This is a genomic window from Nocardioides sp. NPDC057767 (genome assembly GCF_042798275.1).
GTDB lineage: Bacteria > Actinomycetota > Actinomycetes > Propionibacteriales > Nocardioidaceae > Nocardioides.
In genome coordinates, this window is the sequence record NZ_JBHVKJ010000028.1 from 60,814 (window position 1) to 79,697 (window position 18,884).

Annotated in this window: 17 protein-coding genes; 6 read left to right on the forward strand and 11 right to left on the reverse strand. The window is 70.0% G+C overall.

The genetic code is table 11. The annotated features are described in order from the left end of the window. The first annotated feature begins 40 nt into the window (after positions 1-40). On the forward strand, positions 41-661 hold the full coding sequence (locus tag ACFVDI_RS15970) for a DUF1707 domain-containing protein (protein ID WP_378906652.1): 621 nt from the start codon (positions 41-43) through the stop codon (positions 659-661). 29 nt (positions 662-690) lie between these two features. Here the strand turns inward: ACFVDI_RS15970 and ACFVDI_RS15975 are convergent, their stop codons facing one another. The 3 genes from ACFVDI_RS15975 to ACFVDI_RS15985 all read right to left on the reverse strand — a co-directional run bounded on the left by ACFVDI_RS15975 (position 691) and on the right by ACFVDI_RS15985 (position 5,300). Beyond that, positions 691-2,292 carry an ArnT family glycosyltransferase gene (locus ACFVDI_RS15975; RefSeq protein ID WP_378906654.1) on the reverse strand — a complete coding sequence of 534 codons (1,602 nt, stop codon included), beginning with the start codon at positions 2,290-2,292 and terminating at the stop codon, positions 691-693. A 65-nt stretch (positions 2,293-2,357) separates the two neighbouring features. After that, positions 2,358-3,656, reverse strand: coding sequence for a nitrate/nitrite transporter (locus ACFVDI_RS15980; protein ID WP_378906656.1), 1,299 nt, complete (start codon positions 3,654-3,656; stop codon positions 2,358-2,360). A gap of 9 nt (positions 3,657-3,665) precedes the next feature. Next, positions 3,666-5,300, reverse strand: coding sequence for a hypothetical protein (locus ACFVDI_RS15985; protein WP_378906658.1), 1,635 nt, complete (start codon positions 5,298-5,300; stop codon positions 3,666-3,668). Positions 5,301-5,448: 148 nt separating this feature from the next. On the opposite strand from ACFVDI_RS15985, the gene ACFVDI_RS15990 reads away from it, so the two are divergent. Next, positions 5,449-6,621 (forward strand): macrolide family glycosyltransferase, encoded by a 1,173-nt coding sequence (locus ACFVDI_RS15990; protein WP_378906660.1) that lies wholly within the window; start codon positions 5,449-5,451, stop codon positions 6,619-6,621. A gap of 315 nt (positions 6,622-6,936) precedes the next feature. Here the strand turns inward: ACFVDI_RS15990 and uvrB are convergent, their stop codons facing one another. The 7 genes from uvrB to ACFVDI_RS16025 all read right to left on the reverse strand — a co-directional run bounded on the left by uvrB (position 6,937) and on the right by ACFVDI_RS16025 (position 16,213). Then, a complete protein-coding gene (gene uvrB, locus ACFVDI_RS15995) occupies positions 6,937-9,063 on the reverse strand; it encodes an excinuclease ABC subunit UvrB (RefSeq protein ID WP_378906662.1) in 2,127 nt (708 codons plus the stop codon). A 62-nt stretch (positions 9,064-9,125) separates the two neighbouring features. Continuing rightward, the gene (locus ACFVDI_RS16000; protein WP_378906664.1) at positions 9,126-9,557 is read right to left on the reverse strand and encodes a hypothetical protein; all 432 of its coding nucleotides are present in this window, start codon (positions 9,555-9,557) and stop codon (positions 9,126-9,128) included. Between the two features lie 91 nt (positions 9,558-9,648). After that, complete coding sequence (locus ACFVDI_RS16005; RefSeq protein WP_378906666.1) at positions 9,649-10,818, reverse strand: sulfotransferase family protein; 1,170 nt, start codon at positions 10,816-10,818, stop codon at positions 9,649-9,651. Then, positions 10,811-11,605 carry an SDR family oxidoreductase gene (locus ACFVDI_RS16010; RefSeq protein ID WP_378906668.1) on the reverse strand — a complete coding sequence of 265 codons (795 nt, stop codon included), beginning with the start codon at positions 11,603-11,605 and terminating at the stop codon, positions 10,811-10,813. The genes ACFVDI_RS16005 and ACFVDI_RS16010 overlap by 8 nt, the downstream gene beginning before the upstream one ends. Positions 11,606-11,654: 49 nt before the next feature. Beyond that, entirely contained in the window at positions 11,655-14,093 is a 2,439-nt protein-coding gene (locus tag ACFVDI_RS16015) for a protein kinase (protein ID WP_378906670.1), read from the reverse strand. A gap of 45 nt (positions 14,094-14,138) precedes the next feature. Then, positions 14,139-15,311, reverse strand: a complete 1,173-nt coding sequence (locus ACFVDI_RS16020; protein WP_378906672.1) for a hypothetical protein — start codon at positions 15,309-15,311, stop codon at positions 14,139-14,141. Next, positions 15,308-16,213, reverse strand: a complete 906-nt coding sequence (locus ACFVDI_RS16025; protein ID WP_378906674.1) for an LLM class flavin-dependent oxidoreductase — start codon at positions 16,211-16,213, stop codon at positions 15,308-15,310. Before ACFVDI_RS16025 ends, ACFVDI_RS16020 begins: the two co-directional genes overlap by 4 nt. Before the next feature lie 46 nt (positions 16,214-16,259). Between ACFVDI_RS16025 and ACFVDI_RS16030 the strand changes: the two genes are divergently transcribed. Both ACFVDI_RS16030 and ACFVDI_RS16035 read left to right on the forward strand, forming a co-directional pair. After that, positions 16,260-16,745, forward strand: coding sequence for a nitroreductase/quinone reductase family protein (locus ACFVDI_RS16030; protein ID WP_378906676.1), 486 nt, complete (start codon positions 16,260-16,262; stop codon positions 16,743-16,745). Between the two features lie 11 nt (positions 16,746-16,756). After that, entirely contained in the window at positions 16,757-17,182 is a 426-nt protein-coding gene (locus ACFVDI_RS16035) for a nuclear transport factor 2 family protein (RefSeq protein WP_378906678.1), read from the forward strand. 4 nt (positions 17,183-17,186) lie between these two features. On the opposite strand, the gene ACFVDI_RS16040 is transcribed toward ACFVDI_RS16035, so the two are convergent. Next, on the reverse strand, positions 17,187-17,606 hold the full coding sequence (locus ACFVDI_RS16040; protein WP_378906680.1) for a winged helix-turn-helix transcriptional regulator: 420 nt from the start codon (positions 17,604-17,606) through the stop codon (positions 17,187-17,189). 77 nt (positions 17,607-17,683) lie between these two features. Here ACFVDI_RS16040 and ACFVDI_RS16045 point away from each other — a divergent pair, with 77 nt between their 5' ends. Both ACFVDI_RS16045 and ACFVDI_RS16050 read left to right on the forward strand, forming a co-directional pair. Then, a complete protein-coding gene (locus tag ACFVDI_RS16045; protein WP_378906682.1) occupies positions 17,684-18,418 on the forward strand; it encodes an SDR family NAD(P)-dependent oxidoreductase in 735 nt (244 codons plus the stop codon). 67 nt (positions 18,419-18,485) lie between these two features. Further along, on the forward strand, positions 18,486-18,884 hold a 399-nt coding region (locus ACFVDI_RS16050; protein WP_378906684.1), incomplete at its 3' end, for a class I SAM-dependent methyltransferase.

Consider the following 18,884-nt stretch of genomic DNA (forward strand, 5'->3'; position numbering starts at 1 on the left):
TTCGACAGACGGTGCCGGGCCGGGCGTCTAGGCTGGTGCCGTGGAGCGTTTCTGGACCCGGTTCCGCCTCGACCCGAGGCAGGCCGACAACGCACGCATGCGCGCCTCCGACGCCGATCGGGAGGTCGTACGCACCGTGCTGACCGACGCGTTCGCCGATGGCCGGCTCACCCGCGAGGAGCACGACGAGAGGGTGAGCACCCTGCTCGAGGCCCGTACGCTCGGCGAGCTGCCCGGGCTCGTCGACGACCTCGTGGTCGTCGAGCCCGCTCCCGGCGACGCCGGGGCACACCTGCCCGACCCGGTCAGCCTCCGCGAGCAGGGGGCGGCTGCCTACCGCAAGGAGCTCCAGGAAGCGCTCGCCACCTTCTTGATGGTCAGCCTCATCACCTGGGGCATCTGGCTGTTCACCACCGCCCCCGACGGCCACCCCTGGCCGCTCTACCCGATGCTCTTCCTGGTCGTGAACCTGGTCGGCACCGGCGTACGCCGCGAGGCGATCGTGGAGCGCGAGGTGCACCGCCTCGAGAAGAAGGCCGCCAAGAAGGCGGCGAAGAAGGCTTCGCAGGCCGAGATCGAGGCAGCCCCCGACACTGCTGCCCCGATCCTCGACCCGCCGGCGGAGCAGTCCGAGAAGGACCGGCCCGCCGATCCCTCGTGAGCCGCGCTAGACGCCCAGCTGCGGGTCGCTCACCGAGGGACGTCCGTTCTCCAGATGGCCGATGAACCCGCAGGATCAGGGTCGAAGAAGCCGGGCGAGGAGTTCGCCTCCGGTCGCGCGGACAGGCCGAAGACGTCAGGGCGGAGCCGGCGACGCAGCTGGGCGGTGACGTACGCGGCGACGACGAACATCACCAGGTCGGCCGCGATCAGGGCGAAGAGCCAGGAGGCGTCAGCCGGTCCGTCGATCCGCTGCTGGATGTGGAGATGGCCGACCGTGGCCGAGACGATGAACCCGACGGCGGCGTAGAGCGTGATGCGCAGGTCGACTCGCTCCTCGTCGACGCCCCGGACCCAGCGACGGCCGACGCGCAGGACGGCGAGCGAGGTCAGCGCCGCGATCACCGGCAGGAACGGCACCGCGTAGCGGGCGTGGATCCAGCCGCCGCCGGCGTGGAAGGAGGCCAGGTTGACGATGATGACGACGCAGTAGATCCCCATCAACGCGCGCACGGCCAGCTCCAGCCGACGCTCCAGGAGGGTCGGCTCCGGCCCCGGGATCACGACGCGGCGCATCACCCCCACCGGTCGTGGCCGCGCCTTCGCGTTGGCGTCGAGCACCATCCCGGTGACGGTGACGACGAGCGTCCCCGCGGCGGCCACGATCCAGATCTTCGGGATCACGTCGTCGGCCCACAGCGAGCCGTAGAGGTGCAGGTAGAGCTCCGGGTTGACCAGCTGGAAGAGCGTGTCGCCGTGGGTCTGCCTGGAGAACTTCTCGAAGAGCGCCGCAGAGGCGGTCGGATCGCCGTAGAGCACGATGTTGCGTACGTAGAACCAGCCGATCACGATCACCGGCGCCAGCCCGATCCGGACGGCGAGGAGCACACCGCGGCGGAACGTACGCAGGGTCGGGTCGCGCAGCCACAGCGCTGCCAGCACACAGCCACCGAGCACGAGCACCGCCACCAGGCCGGTCGAGCGGAAGCTGGCCGCCGCGACGCCGGCGACGGTCGCCCAGATCAGCCGGTCCCGGGTGACGCCCTCACGGACCATCCGGAATCCGAGCAGCAGCGTCAGCGACGCGGCGACCGTGCCCCAGCCGTCGTTGTAGATCGCGCCGCCGTCGTAGGTCACCGCGCCGCAGCCGAGCACCATCGCCGCGGCGAGCACCGGGACCACCCGGCGTCTGGGGACCAGCTCGCGGGCCAGTAGTCCGACCAGGATGATGCTCAGCGCATAGCCGAGCGCGTTCAGCAGCCGCATCCCCAGGAGGGTGACCCCGACCCCCGCCGCACCGCCGACGGCGTCGCCGAGCCAGACCAGCGGCAGGCTCATCACGTAGAACAGCGGCGGGTGGTTGGCGACCCAGATGTCACGGCGCGGCTCGTCGAGCCCGAAGAGCGCCTCGGCGAACTGCGGATAGCGCACCGGGTCGGCCGGGGTGTTGGTGTCGATCGTCGGCAGCACGCCCTGGGACAGGACGATGGCGTACGCCGCGTGCTGCTTCTCGTCCGCCTTCAGCAACGGCGGCATCCCGATCGCGTACTGCGCGCTCATCGCGAAGCCGAGCACCCCCAGCAGGAGCAGGCAAACGGTCACCTGGGACAGCGAGCGCGGAGGCGTGGGCACCTCGACAAGCTAGTGCGCCTGGGTGCCGTTCAGGTGACGTCTGGGCGAACGGCGTCGATCGCTTCTCAGTCGGCGACCATCGAGGAGCCGGCCGCGACCTGCTCCCGGGTCGTACGCCGCCGCACGTCGCGCCGGTGACGCCAGATCTGCACCGCTCCGAGACCCCAGAACAGGTACTGCACCGACATCGCCCAGTGGAACGCCTCCGGTGTGTAGGAGGTCGAGCTTCCCGGCGTACGCCAGTCGAGGATCCAGCCGACCAGCACGATCACGAGCAGCGCAGCGACGAAACCGCCCTGGTTGATGATCCCGCTGGCGCTCGCCAGCCGGGCGGGCGGGTTGCTGGTGCGGCCGACGTCGAAGCCGATCATCGAGGCCGGTCCACCGACACCGACCACACACATCAGGAGCAGCAGGACGGGCAGCGGCGCCTCGCCCGGCCAGACGAGCACGAGAGTCCAGACGAAGGCGATCACCGCGATCATCGTCAGCGCGACGGTCGAGCGGTGCCACGGGTGGCGGCCGGCGAGGATGCCCATCACCGGGCCCGCCGCCAGGGCGGCGACGACGGTGACGGAGAGCAGGGTGCCGGCGAGGGTGTCGGAGAGGCCCTCGGCGGTGACCAGGAACGGGAATCCCCACAGCAGACCCATCAGGTGGGAGCTGAACGGGGTGGAGAAGTGGATCCAGAAGCCGAGGCGCGTCCCGGGCTGGTACCAGGACGCCTTCAGGCTCCGGAAGACCTCCCCCGGGTTGAGGGCGCCGCCGCGGCGGTGCCGGGCCCCCGGACCGTCATGGACGAAGAGCAGCAGCAGGACCAGCAGGACCGGACCGATCAACGCTGCGGTGAGGTAGGCACGGGTCCAGCCCAGATGGCCGAGCGCCCAGGTCATCGGGACCGCCGCCGCGATCGCGCCGATCTGACCGACGGTGCCGGTCAGCTGGCTGACCAGCGGCACCTTGCGGGCCGGGAACCAGGACGGCACCAACCGCAGCACGCAGATGAACGTCATCGCGTCGCCCATCCCCACGAACGTACGTGCCAGCAGCGCCAGCGGGTAGGAGTCGGCGAACGCGAAGCCGGCCTGCGCCAGAGCCAGGATGACGGCGCCGGCGGAGAGGACCGTACGTGAGCCGTACCGATCCACCAGCAGCCCGACCGGCACCTGCATGAACGCGTAGACGAGCAGCTGGAGCATCGTGAAGACGGCCAGCTGGCTGGCGCCGATCCCGAAGCGCTCGGTGGCCACCAGGCCCGCCACCGCCAGGCTGCTGCGATGGAAGACCGCGAGCCCGTAGACCGCTACGCCGATCCCCCACACGAGCCATGAGCGTGCGGATGACTGAGGGTCTTCGTGGCTCACATAGAGAGGCTACGGTGTCTTCGGGGTGGTCGAGCGGCCGGTGCTCTCCCGTGGACGGCTGGGGGCGACGTCGGTCACAGGACCGGTCGGCACCGGTGCGGAGAGAGCCGGAACCCGGTCGAACGTGCCGGGCCGCATCCGCCGCCGGAGCTCGGTGGCGACGTACGCGGCGACCGCGAACATCACCAGGTCGGCCGCCACCAGGGCGACCAGCGCGAACGTGCTGCTGACCGGCCCGTCGACGTACTGCTCGGTGTCGAGGTGGCACACCAGGCCGACGACCATGAAGGCGAGCGAGACGCTCAGCCCGATCCGCAGGTCGCGCGCCTCGTCGAGCGAGGTCGGGCCGGAGTGGACGCGCAGCGGCAGGATCCGACCGAGGCGGAGCGCGGCGATCCCCGCGCCCGCGGCGAGGAACGGCAGGAACGGGACGGCGTAGCGCGCGTGGATCCAGCCGCCACCGGCGATGAACCCTGCGACGTTGACCAGGATCAGCACGCAGTAGCCGCCCAGGAGTGCCCAGATCGCCAGGTCCTGGCGGTGCTGCATCGTGCTCTGCGGGGCCAGGCGGATGCGCTGCAGGACCCCCGTGCGACGCGGGTTGGCCTTCGCAGCGGCGTCGAGCGCGAGACCGACCAGGGTGAGCGTGAGCACGATCGCGGCTGCCTGGCTCCAGTGATTCGCGATGTTGCCGTCGGTCCACAGACTGCCGAGGAGGTGGCCGTAGAACTCGGGGTTGACCAGCTGGAACAGCGTGGTGCCGTTCGGCTCGCGCCCGAACTTCTCGAACAGCGAACCCGACGCGGTCGGGTCACCGTAGAGCTGGATGTTGCGCACGTAGAACCAGCCGAAGACCACCACCGGCGCCATGCCGATGCACGCCGCGATCCCGACCGCACGCCAGAAAGAACCCCTCAGGAACGTACGCAGCGACGGCTCCCGCAACCACATCGCCACCAGCACACAGAGGCCGAGGAAGAAGACCGCGACCAGGCCGGTCGACCGGAGGCCGGCGGCAGCCACCCCCACCGCCGCCGCGGCGATCAGGCGCTCGCGGGTCACGCCCTGGCGGATCATCCGGAAGCCGAGGAAGAGGGTCATGAACGCCGCTGCCGAGGACCAGCCGTCGTTGTAGATCCCGCCGCCCAGGAACGTCATCGCCCCGCAGCCGATGCACATCGCCGAGGCGATCACGGGCACCGCCGGGCGTCGTGGCACCAGCTCGCGCGCGAGCAGACCGACCATGATCGTGGTCAGGGCGAAGCCGAGCGCGTTCAGCAGCCGCATCCCGAGCAGGGTGAGTCCCGGGGAGCCGACCGCGTCGCCGAGCCACACCAACGGCTGGCTCATCACGTAGAACAGGGGCGGATGGTTGGCGACCCAGATGTCGCGGTGGGCCTCGTCGGCGCCGAAGAGGCTCTCGGCCAGCTGCGGGTAGCGCGCCGGGTCGTCAGGGATGTCGGTGTCGATCGTCGGGAGCGTTCCCTGGGAGAGCGCCACCGCGTACGCCGCATGAGCCCGCTCGTCCGCCTTGAACAGGGCCGGCATCGCGATCGCCACCTGGGCGCTCATCGCGAAGCCGAGCACACCCAGCAGCAGGACGCAGATCGTGGACTGGGACGCGGAGACCCGGGGAACAGACACAACTACGACGGTAACGCGCAAAACTGACGAGACACGCGGCCCAGGGCTCACGTGCGGTGAACAGACCGCGACGGGCAGATGAGCGAAAGGTCGACGCGAATACTCGGTCGCCTCGGCCGTCGCCGGGCCGATAGCGTCCAGCGATGTCATGACTATTCCACCGCGCCACATCGCCATGGTCGCCTCTCCCGCGATCAGCCACGTCCTGCCCAGCCTCGAGCTGATCAAGGAGCTGGTCGCACGCGGCCACCGGGTCACGTACGCCACCCACGAGTCGATGTCCGACGCGATCGAGCCGACCGGGGCCGAGCTGGTCCCGATGCCGACGGTGCTGCCCGTCGAGGACCGGCAGTGGCCCGAGGACCCGGTCGCCGGGATGGGCATCTTCCTCGATGACGCGATGCTCGTGCTGCCGCACCTGCGTGCGTTCTACGACACCGAGCCGGCCGACCTCTACCTCTACGACATCGGTGGCTACGCCGCCCGGGCGCTCGCCGAGAAGCAGCAGCGCCCGTTCGTGCAGCTCTCGCCGACGTTCGTGGCCTGGGAGGGGTACGCCGAGGAGGTCGGCGCACAGGTGCGCCAGCTGCCGGGCTACGACGACTACCTCGGGCGGTTCTCCGCGTGGCTGGAGGACGCCGGGGCGACGACCTCCGACCCGGAGACGTTCGCCGGGGCACCGAAGCGCGCGCTCGCCCTCATTCCCCGGGCGATGCAGCCCAACGCGGACAAGGTCGACGAGAACGTCGTCACCTTCGTCGGACCCTGCTTCGCCCTCGACTCCGACGAGACCTGGACCCGCCCCGCCGGCGCCGAGCACGTCCTGCTGGTCTCCCTCGGCTCGGCCTACACCGGCGACCTGGCCTTCTTCCGAGCCTGCATCGAGGCGTACGCAGCCCTCCCCGGCTGGCACGTCGTGATGTCGGTCGGCACCCAGGTCGACCCCGCCGACCTCGGCGAGCTCCCCGGCAACGTGGAGGTGCACCGCTGGCTGCCGCAGCGCGCCGTTCTCGCCGCGGCGGACGCGTTCGTGACCCACGCCGGGATGGGCGGGAGCAGCGAGGGCCTGCTGGCAGGCGTGCCGATGATCGCCGTGCCGCAGGCGGTCGACCAGTTCATGAACGCCGACCGGCTGGCCGAGCTGGGCGTCGCCCGGCGGATCGACGCTGAGAACGTCTCGGCCGCTGCGCTGCGTACGGCGCTGCTCGAGCTGCTCGAGGACCCTGACCGGGTCGCCCGGTCTGCTCAGCTGCGCGCCGACGCGATCGCCGAGGGCGGCACCCGCCGCGCCGCAGACCTGATCGAGGGCATGCTCGCGTAGGTCAAACACGATCCATGCCGAGTCGGCTCGTCATGACGAGCCGACTCGGCGAGATCGATGGTTGGTCTGAGCCGAACTCGGCGGGTTCGGGGCGAGATGTGTCGCATGACGAATACTTCGTCGCCAGCGCGCTCGCTTCGCTCGCGCGCCGCTCCTCGCTCCTCACGAACCGGCGTAAACCAAGAGCGGCGCCTTCGGCGCGAGGCGGCTTACGCCGGTTCGTTCGTCACTTCGTCGCCGACGGCGCTTCGCGCCTTTGGCTCCCGCGCTCGCGGCTCGCGCTTTCAAGCTCCTTCCTCGCTTGAGCGCGACCGCTCACTTGGTCGCCTCCATCATCTGCCTGAGCTCCTTCTTGAGCTCGGAGATCTCGTCGCGCAACCGGGCGGCGACCTCGAACTGGAGCTCGGCGGCGGCGCCCTTCATCTGGTCGGTGAGGTCGCCGATGAGCTGGGCAAGGTCGGAGGACGGGAGGCCGACGAGGCCGCGCTCGCGGGCCTCGCGGGCGGCGTCGCCGAGCATCGGAGTGGGCGACTTGGCCGCGGTCTTGCCCGCGCGACCCTTGGCCTCCGTGCCGGCCCAGGTGTTCAGCAGCTCCTGAGTGGACTCGTCCTCACGGGCGAGCATGTCGGTGATGTCGGCGATCTTCTTGCGCAGGGGCTGCGGGTCGATGCCGTTGGCCTCGTTGTAGGCCATCTGGATCGCGCGGCGGCGGTTGGTCTCCTCGATCGCCGACTCCATGGAGGGCGTGATCTTGTCGGCGTACATGTGCACCTGGCCGGAGACGTTTCGGGCGGCACGGCCGATGGTCTGGATCAGCGACTTGTCCGAGCGCAGGAAGCCCTCCTTGTCGGCGTCGAGGATCGAGACCAGCGACACCTCCGGAAGGTCGAGACCCTCACGGAGCAGGTTGATGCCGACCAAGACGTCGTATTCCCCCAGCCGGAGGTCGCGGAGGAGCTCGATCCGCTTGAGGGTGTCGACCTCGGAGTGGAGATACCTGGTCCGGATGCCGGCGTCGAGCAGGTAGTCGGTGAGGTCCTCGGACATCTTCTTGGTCAGCGTGGTGACCAGGACGCGCTCGTTCTTGGCGACCCGGTCGTTGATCTCGCCGATCAGGTCGTCGATCTGGCCCTTGGTCTGCTTGATGATCACCTCGGGGTCGATCAGCCCGGTCGGGCGGATGATCTGCTCGACGGTGTCGCCGCCGACCTTGTCGAGCTCGTAGTCGCCCGGGGTCGCCGAGAGATAGATGGTCTGGCCGATCCGCTCCAGGAACTCCTCCCACTTCAGCGGGCGGTTGTCCTGGGCGCTGGGCAGCCGGAAGCCGTGCTCGACCAGGTTGCGCTTGCGGGACATGTCGCCCTCGTACATCCCGCCGACCTGCGGCACCGCCACGTGCGACTCGTCGACGACGAGGACGAAGTCCTCGGGGAAGTAGTCGAGCAGACAGTTGGGCGCAGAGCCGCGCTCACGGCCGTCGATGTGCATCGAGTAGTTCTCGATCCCGGAGCACGACCCGACCTGGCGCATCATCTCGATGTCATAGGTCGTACGCATCCGCAGCCGCTGCGCCTCGAGCATCTTGCCCTGCTTCTCGAAGGTGCTCAGCTGCTGGTCGAGCTCGGCCTCGATGCCGTTGATCGCGCGCTCCATGCGCTCGGGGCCGGCGACGTAGTGGGTCGCCGGGAAGACGTAGAGCTCCTGGTCCTCGGTGAGCACCTCGCCGGTGACGGCGTGGAGCGTCATCAGCCGCTCGATCTCGTCACCGAAGAACTCGATCCGGACCGCGTGCTCCTCGTAGACCGGGAAGATCTCCAGGGTGTCGCCGCGCACGCGGAACGTGCCGCGGGTGAAGGAGAGGTCGTTGCGGGTGTATTGGATCTCCACCAGTCGCCGCAGGATCGAGTCGCGGTCGTGCTCCTCCCCCACTCGCAGCCGGATCATCCGGTCGACGTACTCCTGCGGGGTGCCGAGACCGTAGATGCACGACACCGTGCTCACCACGATCACGTCGCGCCTGGTCAGCAGCGAGTTGGTGGCCGAGTGGCGCAGCCGCTCGACCTCCTCGTTGATCGAGGAGTCCTTCTCGATGTAGGTGTCGGTCTGAGGGACGTACGCCTCCGGCTGGTAGTAGTCGTAGTAGGAGACGAAGTATTCGACCGCGTTGTCCGGGAACAGCTGGCGCAGCTCGTTGGCGAACTGGGCGGCGAGGGTCTTGTTGGGCTGCAGCACCAGCATCGGACGCTGCAGCTGCTCGGCGGTCCAGGCCACGGTCGCCGTCTTACCGGTTCCTGTTGCACCGAGGAGGACGACGTCCTTGACGCCGTCCTGGATCCGCTTGGTGATCTCCGCGATCGCCGCCGGTTGGTCGCCCGAGGGCTGGTAGTCGGAGACCACCTTGAACGGGGCGACGCGACGCTCGAGATCGGTGACTGGACGCATGTTGTCCAGGCTACTCGGGACCACCGACAGTCTTGGCGCCCTCGACATCCACGCCGACGCTCTCACTCCTCGCGGCGACGAAGCACCATGACCACCGCCACCGTCCGAGCCACCCCCGCGAGCGGCCCGAACGGCAACGCGAAGCCCCACCAGTAGGCGAGCTCGAACGGGAGCAGGGCGATCGAGAGCCACCCGCCGAGGCGTGGACGCGTCCACAGCAGAACGCCGACCACCGCCTCGGCCAGGCATAACGCGGTGAACCCGGCCAGCAGCAGCACGGTCGTCGGGATGCCGACGTCGACGAACGGGCCCTCGCCGTACGTCGGGAAGCCCATGAACATCCACACCTCGCCGTCGTGCGTCGCGAAGTGGTAGGTGCCATAGGCGGCCGGGATGCCGAAACCGACGCCGAGCAGACCGGACAGCACCGCGGCGATCCTGCTCCAGACCGTCGATGCCGCGCGGTGGGAGCTGGGGACGGCGTGGGTGATCATGCAGTCACCCAACCGCGCCGCGCACCCCGGCGAGCGAGTAGTGCGCTACCTGTCTCAGGCACGGCGTCGGACAGGATGAGTCTCCGCCGGATCAGGAGGTGAACGCCCGGAGAACCTCGTTCTCCGTCAACCCGTAGTCGGCGAGGCTGTAGTCGTGCCTGGGCCGCGCGCTCCCGGTCCGGGACTCGGCGTCGATGCGGGAGACCTCGGCGCGCGCGGCGTCGCTCCACGGGATGTCGAAGTGGGAGTAGATGTCCTCGACCGTGCCGACGGGGTCCTGGACGAACTCGCGGTAGTCGACGTCGAGGAACTGCGCCTGGTCATACCGCTGCCGGGCTTCCCCGAACGAGCGCCAGGAGCGGGAGAGCATCTCGAGCTGGGTCTCCCCGATGGTCTCGCCGACGAAGGTGGTCGACATCCCCGCGGTCGCCTCCGCGGACAGCGAGCAGCCCGAGGCGACCGAGACGACTGGGTCGCGGTGGGTGACCACGACGAGCGCGTCCGGGTAGACCTCCATCAGCGCATCGAGTGCGACCAGGTGGGACGGGTTCTTGAGCACCCAGCGCTTGTCGGGGTCGTTGAGCCCGACGAGCTGGAGCGTGCGGCGGTGGAGCTCGTACGCGTCGCGCCAGTTCTGCTCGGCCAGCCAGGCGGAGTAGCGCGGCACGTTGGCCAGCGACTCGAACGAGATCGACTTGCCGCTCTGCCGCAGCACCCGCCAGCACTCCTCGACGCTGGTGGCGTCCATGTAGTGGATCCCCATGAACTCGGGGTTGCTGACGTGGTGCTGCCGGTAGGCGCTCTGCAGCGCGTTGAAGACCGGGTCGTCCTCCCAGGTCTCCCGCGGCGGCCGCGGCTGGGGGAACTCGGTCAGCCAGGTCTCGAGGCCCTGGTGGGCCGGGTCGGCGGCCAGGAGCCGGTGCAGGGCGGTGGTGCCGGTGCGGACGAGCCCGGTGACGAAGATCGGGCGCTCGATGCGTACGTCCTGGTGCTGGGGGAACTCCGCGAGCCGGGCCTGCGTCATCAGCCGGCCGACGAGCGCCGACTTCACCTGGGCGCGGTGGAAGTAGTTGCCGACCGGGGTCAGCCCGGCCTCCGGCGAGGCCAGGTCCTCGACCAGGAGCCGCAGCCCCTCCTCGTGATCGGTCCCGCCGAAATCGGTCAACCCTGTCGTGCGGGTCGCGGCGGCGCAGATGTCCTCGTACGTCCCGACGTCCGCCCGCTCGCGGGGCGTGGTCTCCTTGGGGCGTGTCTCAGTCATGGAACTCCCCGCAGTCCACGTTGAGCACGGTCCCGGTGACCGCGGAGGCCAGGTCGCTGCCCAGGAACAATGCCGCCCGGGCGACCTCCTCGGGGGTCGCGAGCCGTTTCAGGTCGGTGGGGGCGGCCTTCTCGGCGTAGACCTCCTCGTGGGTGCGGCCCGACTCCGAGGCCATCCAGTCGAAGTAGGCCTTGTTGACGTCCTCGTAGATGTAGGAGGGCGCCACGGAGTTGACCCGGATGCCTCGCGGGCCGAGCTCGGTGGCCAGCGAGGAGGCGAGGTGGGCGAGGGCGCCCTTGGAGAGCTTGTAGCCCGCGAACTCGGGCTGGCTCTGGTAGAGCACCGCCGAGTTGATCATCACGATCGAGCCGCCGGGCTTGTCGGAGGTGGCCGCGAGCGCGTCGGCGAAGAGTGCCGAGAGTCGCAGCGGGGCGTACACGTTGGACTCCTGGGCCAGCCGGAGCGCGTCGAGCGGGATCTGGGTGAGCGGGTCCATCGGTGGGATGCCGAAGGCGTTGTTGAGGAGCACGTCGACGCGGCCGAACTCCTCCAGAGCAGCGTCGACCAGGTGCCGCCGCGCGTCCTCGTCGGTGATGTCGGTCGGCACCACGAGCGCACGCCGGCCGTGCTCCTCGATCACCCCGGCCATCTTCTGCAGCCGCTTCTCGGTGCGGCTGGCGAGCACCAGGTCGGCGCCCATGAGCGCGGCCTGCTCGCCCAGCGAGCGACCGAGGCCGGGGCCGACCCCCGAGAGCACGACGACCTTGCCATCCAGGAGTCCAGTCATGGCGCCTAGAGTAGAACGTGTTTCAGTTTTCCGGAAGGGCTGGAAGGGGTCAGCCCGGGAAACTGAACCTCGCCACCTCGTCGACCCATGCGGCGTACGCCCCGATCTCCTGCGGCACCTGCTGCCCGCGGACGAGGTCGGCGTGAGCACGGAGCACCCGGGACCAGTCGGAGCACGGACCGCACGTCGCCCGCCCACACTCGGCGGTGTGCTCACGAGCCACCTTCTCGAGCAGCTTGCGGAAGGTCCCGCCGTCCTCGCCCGCGGCCAGCGCCTCGACGACGGCTCCGAGCACATGGGAGGCCTGCGCCGGCGCACCGACCAGGATCGCCATCAGGATCCCGAGGGCCCGGTGGCCGGCCGGGCCGGCGCTCACGTTCACCGGCGCCGTACGCGCCAGCCGGTAGACCGCGAGCAGCTTCCTGGCGCCTCCAGGGGTCGCACAGAATCTCGCCAGCTCGCTCGTGAACAGCGCTTCACCGGGCGTCATCTCGAAGCTCGTGACCACGCCCTGGCGGCCGGAGCGGTCACCGGCGCCCGCGGCCAGCGCGGAAGGCCACGACGGCACCGCCTGGCGCATCAGCGACCGCATGAACCGCACCGCCGGGTCGCCCGCGAACGCACGCAGGGCGAACGGGACGTCGAAGAGCCGGGAGAGGTACGCCGCGGGCTCTGCCACCCTGCCCTCGAGCGATCGCCGTAACGTCTGTGCGTCCACGGCCGCGACGACCGCGACATCCTCCTGGCTGTTCAGCTCGTCGACGGCCCGCAGCACGCCGGCCGTCGTGGCCGGATCGCACCGGTCCAGATCGTCGACGTAGACGATCGTCCGCGCGGACGGGGCACCGGACAGCGAGCCGGCGGGCGAGCCCGGTGGCGGCCCGGGCGGGGCCGCCCGCAGCGCAGCCTCGTACGCCGCGACCTCCCGGTCCATCGCCGCGAGGGCCATGCTGGTGGTCATCGGCTGCTGCGTCCGGCGCTTGCCGCGTTGCGTCTCCTCCTCGGGCAGTCCCGCCAGCGCGGCCCGCAGCTCGGCGGTCCGCCGTTGCGCGGCCTGGTGCTTCGCCACCAGCGGCGGCGGCTGGCTCTTCCCGACGCTTCGCACGCTCTCGAGCACTCCGCTCGCCACGTCGCCGTCGGCGTACTGCCGGGCGTCGATGCGTACGTGCCTCGTGCGTACGGCGTAGGTGTCGTCGTGCTCGGTGAGCCACTCGATACGCTCCTGGACCTTCCGCAGGAAGGTCGACCTGCCGCTCCCGGGCAGCCCTTGGACGGCCACCGAGATCGGGAGCTGGGTGTGCGCGGAGACGAGAAGGCGAGCCACGCGGTCGACGTCGCCCCGGTGTCCCAGGACGTCGTCCTCGGCCTGCTCGGGCCGCTCGGGCGCGGCGTCGATCACGACGCCGGGGTCGATGACAGCGTCGATCACCGGACCGGTGACGATCGGCACCTCGGCGGTGTCCCCCGCCGCGGCGGCCTCCGACTCCACAGAGGATGGAACCGGATCCGGTGCGATCGCCACCTCGGGGGCCTCGGGAGCCTTCGGGATCTCGGAGACCTCCGGTACCTCAGGGACGTCCTCAGGAGGATCCGTGATCGTCGCCCGCGCCGGCGGCTGGGCCCCGGGCTCGGGCATCTCGGCGAGCGGCGTGACCGGCAGGCCGAGCTCCTCCTCGACCGCCTGGAGCGCTCTGGCGAAGTCGGCGGCACTCCAGTGCCGCCCGGCGCGGCGCTTGAACATCGCCTTGCGCAGCGCCTCCTCGAAGGACGCCGGGATGTCGTCGCGGTCGATCGCGAGGGGTTCGTGCTCCCGGATCCGCTCCGCCAGCGCCTCCGGGGCACCGGAACCGTCCACCCCCTCGAACGGCGTATGTCCCGCCAGCAGCGTGTAGCAGGTCGCGGCCAGGCTCCAGATGTCGGCCCAGGCGCTCGGCTCGGGTGGCTCCGCGAGCATCTCCGGCGCCATCCAGGGCAGCGAGGACGAGTCGGCGCCGCTGGGACGTCCGGCCGAGGAGAGGCTCCCGAAGCCGACCAGCTGCGGCTCCCCGGCGCTGGTCAGCAGGATGTTCGCCGGCTTCACGTCGCCGTGCAGGATGCCGTGCCGGGCCGCGACGTCGAGCGCACCGGCGATCTTGATCGTGAGGCTCAGCGCCTCCGCGACGGGCAGCCGTTCGCTCCTCCGACGCGCCTCCAGGTCACCACCGGCGCGGTGGTCCATCACCACGAAGCAGCGGTCGTCGTCACTGACCCCGACGGCGTGCAGCGGCAGCACGTGCGGATGGGCGGCGAGCTCGGCGACCTCCTTGGTCTCCCTGGCGAGCGCGTCCTGGATCTCCGCGCCGAGCCGGTCGTTCCAGACCTTCACGGCGACGTCGACCTTCTCCTGCTGCCACTCGTAGAGGAAGAGCTCCGAGGAGTCGCCCGCGCCGATCAGAACGCGATGCCGGAAACCCGGGATCGTCGGTGGCTCGTGGTGGGGGCTGGCCATGGGCGGCAAGCATAGGCGTCCGACGCCTTCGCGTCGCGCCCTACCTCAGCTGAGCATCCGGCGCGCAACCGCCCGCTGACGTGCGGTGATCCTCTCCGCATACCCCCCAGGGTTCAGCGTCTCGGTGTGCGGGAGCAGGTCACGTACGTCCCCGAGGCTCACCTTGTGAACCACCGGACCGTCTGCATCGGTGAGGTCGCGCTCGAGGCGCTGCCAGCGCAGCATCAGCGACCCGGTGCGGTGACCGGTGGTCTCGAGCCAGTTGGCGATCGGCTCGCCGTCCAGGGGTGGGCGCTCGGAGATCACGAAGCGCATCACGCCGTCGGGGTCGGTGACCGCCTGGGCCTTGGTGAGGCTGGTCTGGTGGGTCTCGTAGTCCGTCGATGCGTACCAGTCGGACCCGATCTGGAACCCCTGGTAGGAGCAGTCGTCGCAGCGCGGCACCTCTACCACGAGCGCCTCGTCCTCGGCCAGCTCGTAGTGACCGATCGAGGAGAACTGCGACTCCAGCCCACCCGGCGTGCGGGCCGGAACGGTGAGGGTGTTGACCGGCTCCTTGTACTGGAAGAACTGGGGGAAGGCGAACCAGGTCTGGATCGAGCCGGTCAGCGACCGGGCCGCGACCTCGTACTTCTTCCGGAGCAGCTCCTGGGTGAGCGGGCGGCGCGGCCGGCCGAGGGTGTCGGGGCGCTCGATGGTGATCGTGCCGCGGGTCTCGGTGTCCCAGTCGTTGAAGACCTCGCGCACGATCAGGGTCTTCGCCCCCGGCTCGGCCGTGTAGGTGAACTCGAAGGCCCCGTCCTCGTCGACCTGGAGCTTGCGATCGTCGAAGGCCATCAGGCTCGTCGCGGCGGCATCCGCGGTGTAGGCGCCGCCCATCACCTGGAAGGAGAGGTCGGCACTGGTCCCGCGACGGCCACGGACGACGTACTCGACGCCTTCTCGCAGGTAGGCGTTGAGATAGATCGCGTCGGGATTGTCCAGACCCTGCTTGGAGAACTGGTGCGTCGGGTTCACGAAGAGCGGCTGCTCGAGGTCGTAGTCGAACGCCGTCTGCATCGCCATCCGGATCCGGCCGGAGAGATACTCGTAGCCCTCGAGCCGGTCGGCCTCGGTCCGGATGAACGGCGCGTTCGCGACCAGCTCCTCCGCCTCCGCGATCGCCCGCTGGAGCGGCGCGGTCAGGCCGTACGCCGCACTGGGCTCGGTCGAGGTCATCCGTTGGCCTTGGCGATGATGTTCTCCGCGTACCACTCCAGGTGCTTGATCTTCTTCTCCAGCGGCTCGGGATCGGCGCCCTTCACGTAGGGATCGCGGAAGCCGACGATGCAGTCGGTCACGCCCTTGTCCTCGAGCCGCTTGATCCCGTCGAGGTCGTAAGCGTCGTAGCTGATCACGTGGACCTCGAAGTCGTCGCGGGTGTCACCCTCCTCGCGCCGGATCTCGGCGAGGCGGACCAGCAGGCGGTCGAGCTCCTCGCCGTCGCCACCGGCGTGCATCCAGCCGTCACCCTTGAGGACCGCCCGGCGCAGCGCGGCGTCGGCGTGGCCGCCGACGAGGAGCGGGATCTTCTCGGTCGGCGCGGGGCACTGCTGGAGCGGGGCGAACTCGTAGAACTCGCCGGAGTAGCCGAAGAACTCCTGGCCGGGACCTTCCGGAGAGGCCACCGGCGCAGTTAATCCACGGAGTATGTCCATGCACTCGTCCATCCGCTTGCCGCGGCGCTTCCAGTCGACACCGAGGGCGGCGAAGTCCTCCGGCCACGGGGACAGCCCGACGCCGAGGCCGAGCCGGTTGCCGGAGAGGAAGGCGAGGCTCGAGGCCTGCTTGGCGGCCAGCACCGGCGGGCGCACCGGCAGCTTCACCACGAACGGCGTCAGGCGCAGCGTCTCGGTGACCGCGAAGAGGTGGGCGCACAGGATGAACGCCTCGATGAACTCCTTGCCCTGCAGGAACTCCCGGTCGCCGGTGTCGGTGTAGGGGTAGGTGGAGTCGGACTCCTCGGGATAGATCAGGCTGTCGGCCACGGTCATGCTCGTGTAGCCCGCCGCCTCCGCCGCCTGAGCCAGCGGTGCGTAGTAGTCGGCCTGCGTCATTGCCTCGGCATAGGTGAAGCGCATGGGCCAACACTAGAACGTGTTCTAAGTTTCTGCCAGAGTGTTCCGCATGTCTCCTTCTCTCGACCGTCCCGCAGGGCTCGACTCGCCACTGACGGCGAGAGTCATCAAGTACGGCGCCCGCGCCAACGCCGCACTGTTCAAGCTGACCAACGGCCGGGTCGGCGGGCGGTGGCGGGTGATGGCGGGCTGGCGCAAGCCTGCGCCGGTGCTTCTCCTGGAGCACGTCGGCCGCAAGTCCGGCCGCACCTTCACCACTCCCCTGCTCTTCATGACCTCCGGCGCCGATCTCGTGGTCGTCGGGTCGCAGGGCGGCCTGCCCAAGGACCCGCAGTGGGTCGCCAACCTGCGCGCCGAGCCCGACGTCGCGGTCCGCCTCCCCCGTCGCGGCCGTCGGCTCGTCCGGGCCCGTGTGGCCGACCCCGCGGAGAAGGCGGCGCTGTGGCCACGGCTGCTGGAGACGTACGCGGACTTCGAGACCTACCAGAGCTGGACCGACCGGGAGATCCCGGTCATCGTCCTCTCACCTCGCTGAAGGAGACCCGCATGGACGTCCACGAGCTCATCGACCGCGCCGAGATCACCGACGCGCTGACCCGCTACACCCTGGCCGTCGACGACGGTGACTGGGACGCGCTCGACACCGTCTTCACCGCCGACGCCACGATCGACTACTCCGAGTCCGGCGGCACCGTCGGCGAGGTCGCCGACGTCAAGACGTGGCTCGCCGAGATGCTGTCGGCGTTCTCCCGCAAGCGGCTGCACACGGTCGGCCAGGTCGGCATCACCTTCACCGACGAGGGCGCGGATGTCGTGGCGTACTTCGACAACCCGATGGTCATCGCCGACGGATCCGGCGGCGAGCGCGTCGTCGAGGTGGGCGGACGCTACCGGCACACCTTCGTGCGTACGCCGGACGGCTGGCGCTCCCGACACCTGCACGAGGAGGTCTTCTGGACCCGGGGCTTCTGACGCGTCAGGCCGACCGGCCGCGGACCACCCAGTCGGCGAGGCCGGCGAGCGGGACCAACAGGTCGCGGCCGCGGTCGCTCAGGGCGTACTCCACGCCCGGCGGGATCGTCGGGAACACCGTACGAGTCACGATCCCGTCCTCCTCCAGCGTGCGCAGGGTCCGGGTGAGCATGCGCTGGCTGATCCCCTCGACCCGGCGCCGCAGCTCGTTGTAGCGGTGCGGGCGCTCGGTGAGCATCATCACGATCAGGAGCGTCCACTTGTCCCCGAGCATCTGCACCGTCTGGGTCACCGGGCACGTCTCGTACTCGCCCGCCGGGATCCTCTCCGGCAGACCCGGACCGAGCGCGGCGCTCACCATGTGGGTCGCTCCGCACTCCTTCTCGACCACCTGGCCGGGCACACCGGTGTTCCCATCTGACATTGAAGTGCCTTCTTCCGCGAACGCCGCCGAGCGGCGAGGGTTGCTGACATCAGCAACCTATCCATGAGGGAGAAGAGATGAGCACGATCGCGGTCCTGGGCGCCGGCCCTGGCCTGGGGATGTCGGTGGCACGAAGGTTCGCCGAGGAGGGGTACGCCGTCGGGCTGGTCTCCCGCAGCGCTGACCGCCACCCGGGCTATCTGGAGGCACTGGCAGGGCACGGCGTCCGCACCGTCGCGGTCGCGGCCGACCTCCGCGCCCCCGGCGCCGTCGCCCGCGCGCTCGACGAGATCACCGCCGAGCTCGGCCCGATCGACGTCGTCTACCACGGCCCCGGCGCCCACGACCTGTCCGCACCCACCACCGGGATCCTGGAGACCGGCCCCGCGGACATCCGCCGCGCGGTGGCCGAGACCGTCGAACCGGCGGCAGAGGTCGCCTCCCTGGTGCTGCCCACGATGCGATCGCGCGGCAGTGGCTCCCTCGTCTACGTCTCCGGGGTCAGCGCGCTCGTCCCGATCCCGTTCCTCGGTCCCTACGGGCCCGCCTCCGCCGCGCTCCGGACCTACGCCCGCACCCTCGCCGCCGCCCTGGCCGAGGAGGGCGACGAGGGCGTACGCATCGGCTCGCTCGTCGTCGGCGGCCTGATCGAGCGCGGCGACATCCATCAGATGCTCACCGAGCCAGGTACGCCGACCCCGTTCGCCACCCTCGACCCCGACGAGATCGCGGACGCCGTCTGGCGGCTGGCCTCCGGAATCGAGGACGAGGTGGTCTTCGACGTGCTCACCCAGCAGACGGCGGCGAGCTGAGGGCACCACAAACTCGGTGGCATCGCGACCTGCGTGTCTGGTTCGCTGGACGACGGAGGTGATCACAGTGGCGGGCTATGGCGCACTGTCGGAGGCGTACGAGTGGTTGATCCGGGACGAGCATCTCTCCCCTGTCGGCGCAGCTGCGAGGTTCGAGGACCTGGTGACGCCTCTGCCGCCGAACGCACGGGTCATCGACTGCTCCTGCGGCACCGGCCAGCTCGCCGTCGGTCTCGCCGGTCATGGCCTGGACGTCGTGGCGACCGATGCCAGCGCCGGGATGATCCGTCGAACCGCGGCACTCGCCGACGAGCACGGCGTAAGGCTCGACGCACGCCAGGTCAGCTGGGAGGACCTGAGCGACCATCTCGAGGCGTCCTCCTTCGACCTGGTGTTCTGCATCGGCAACTCCCTCGGCCATGCCGAGGGCGAGCGCGGGCGCCTGGCCCCGCACCCCACCGTGGCA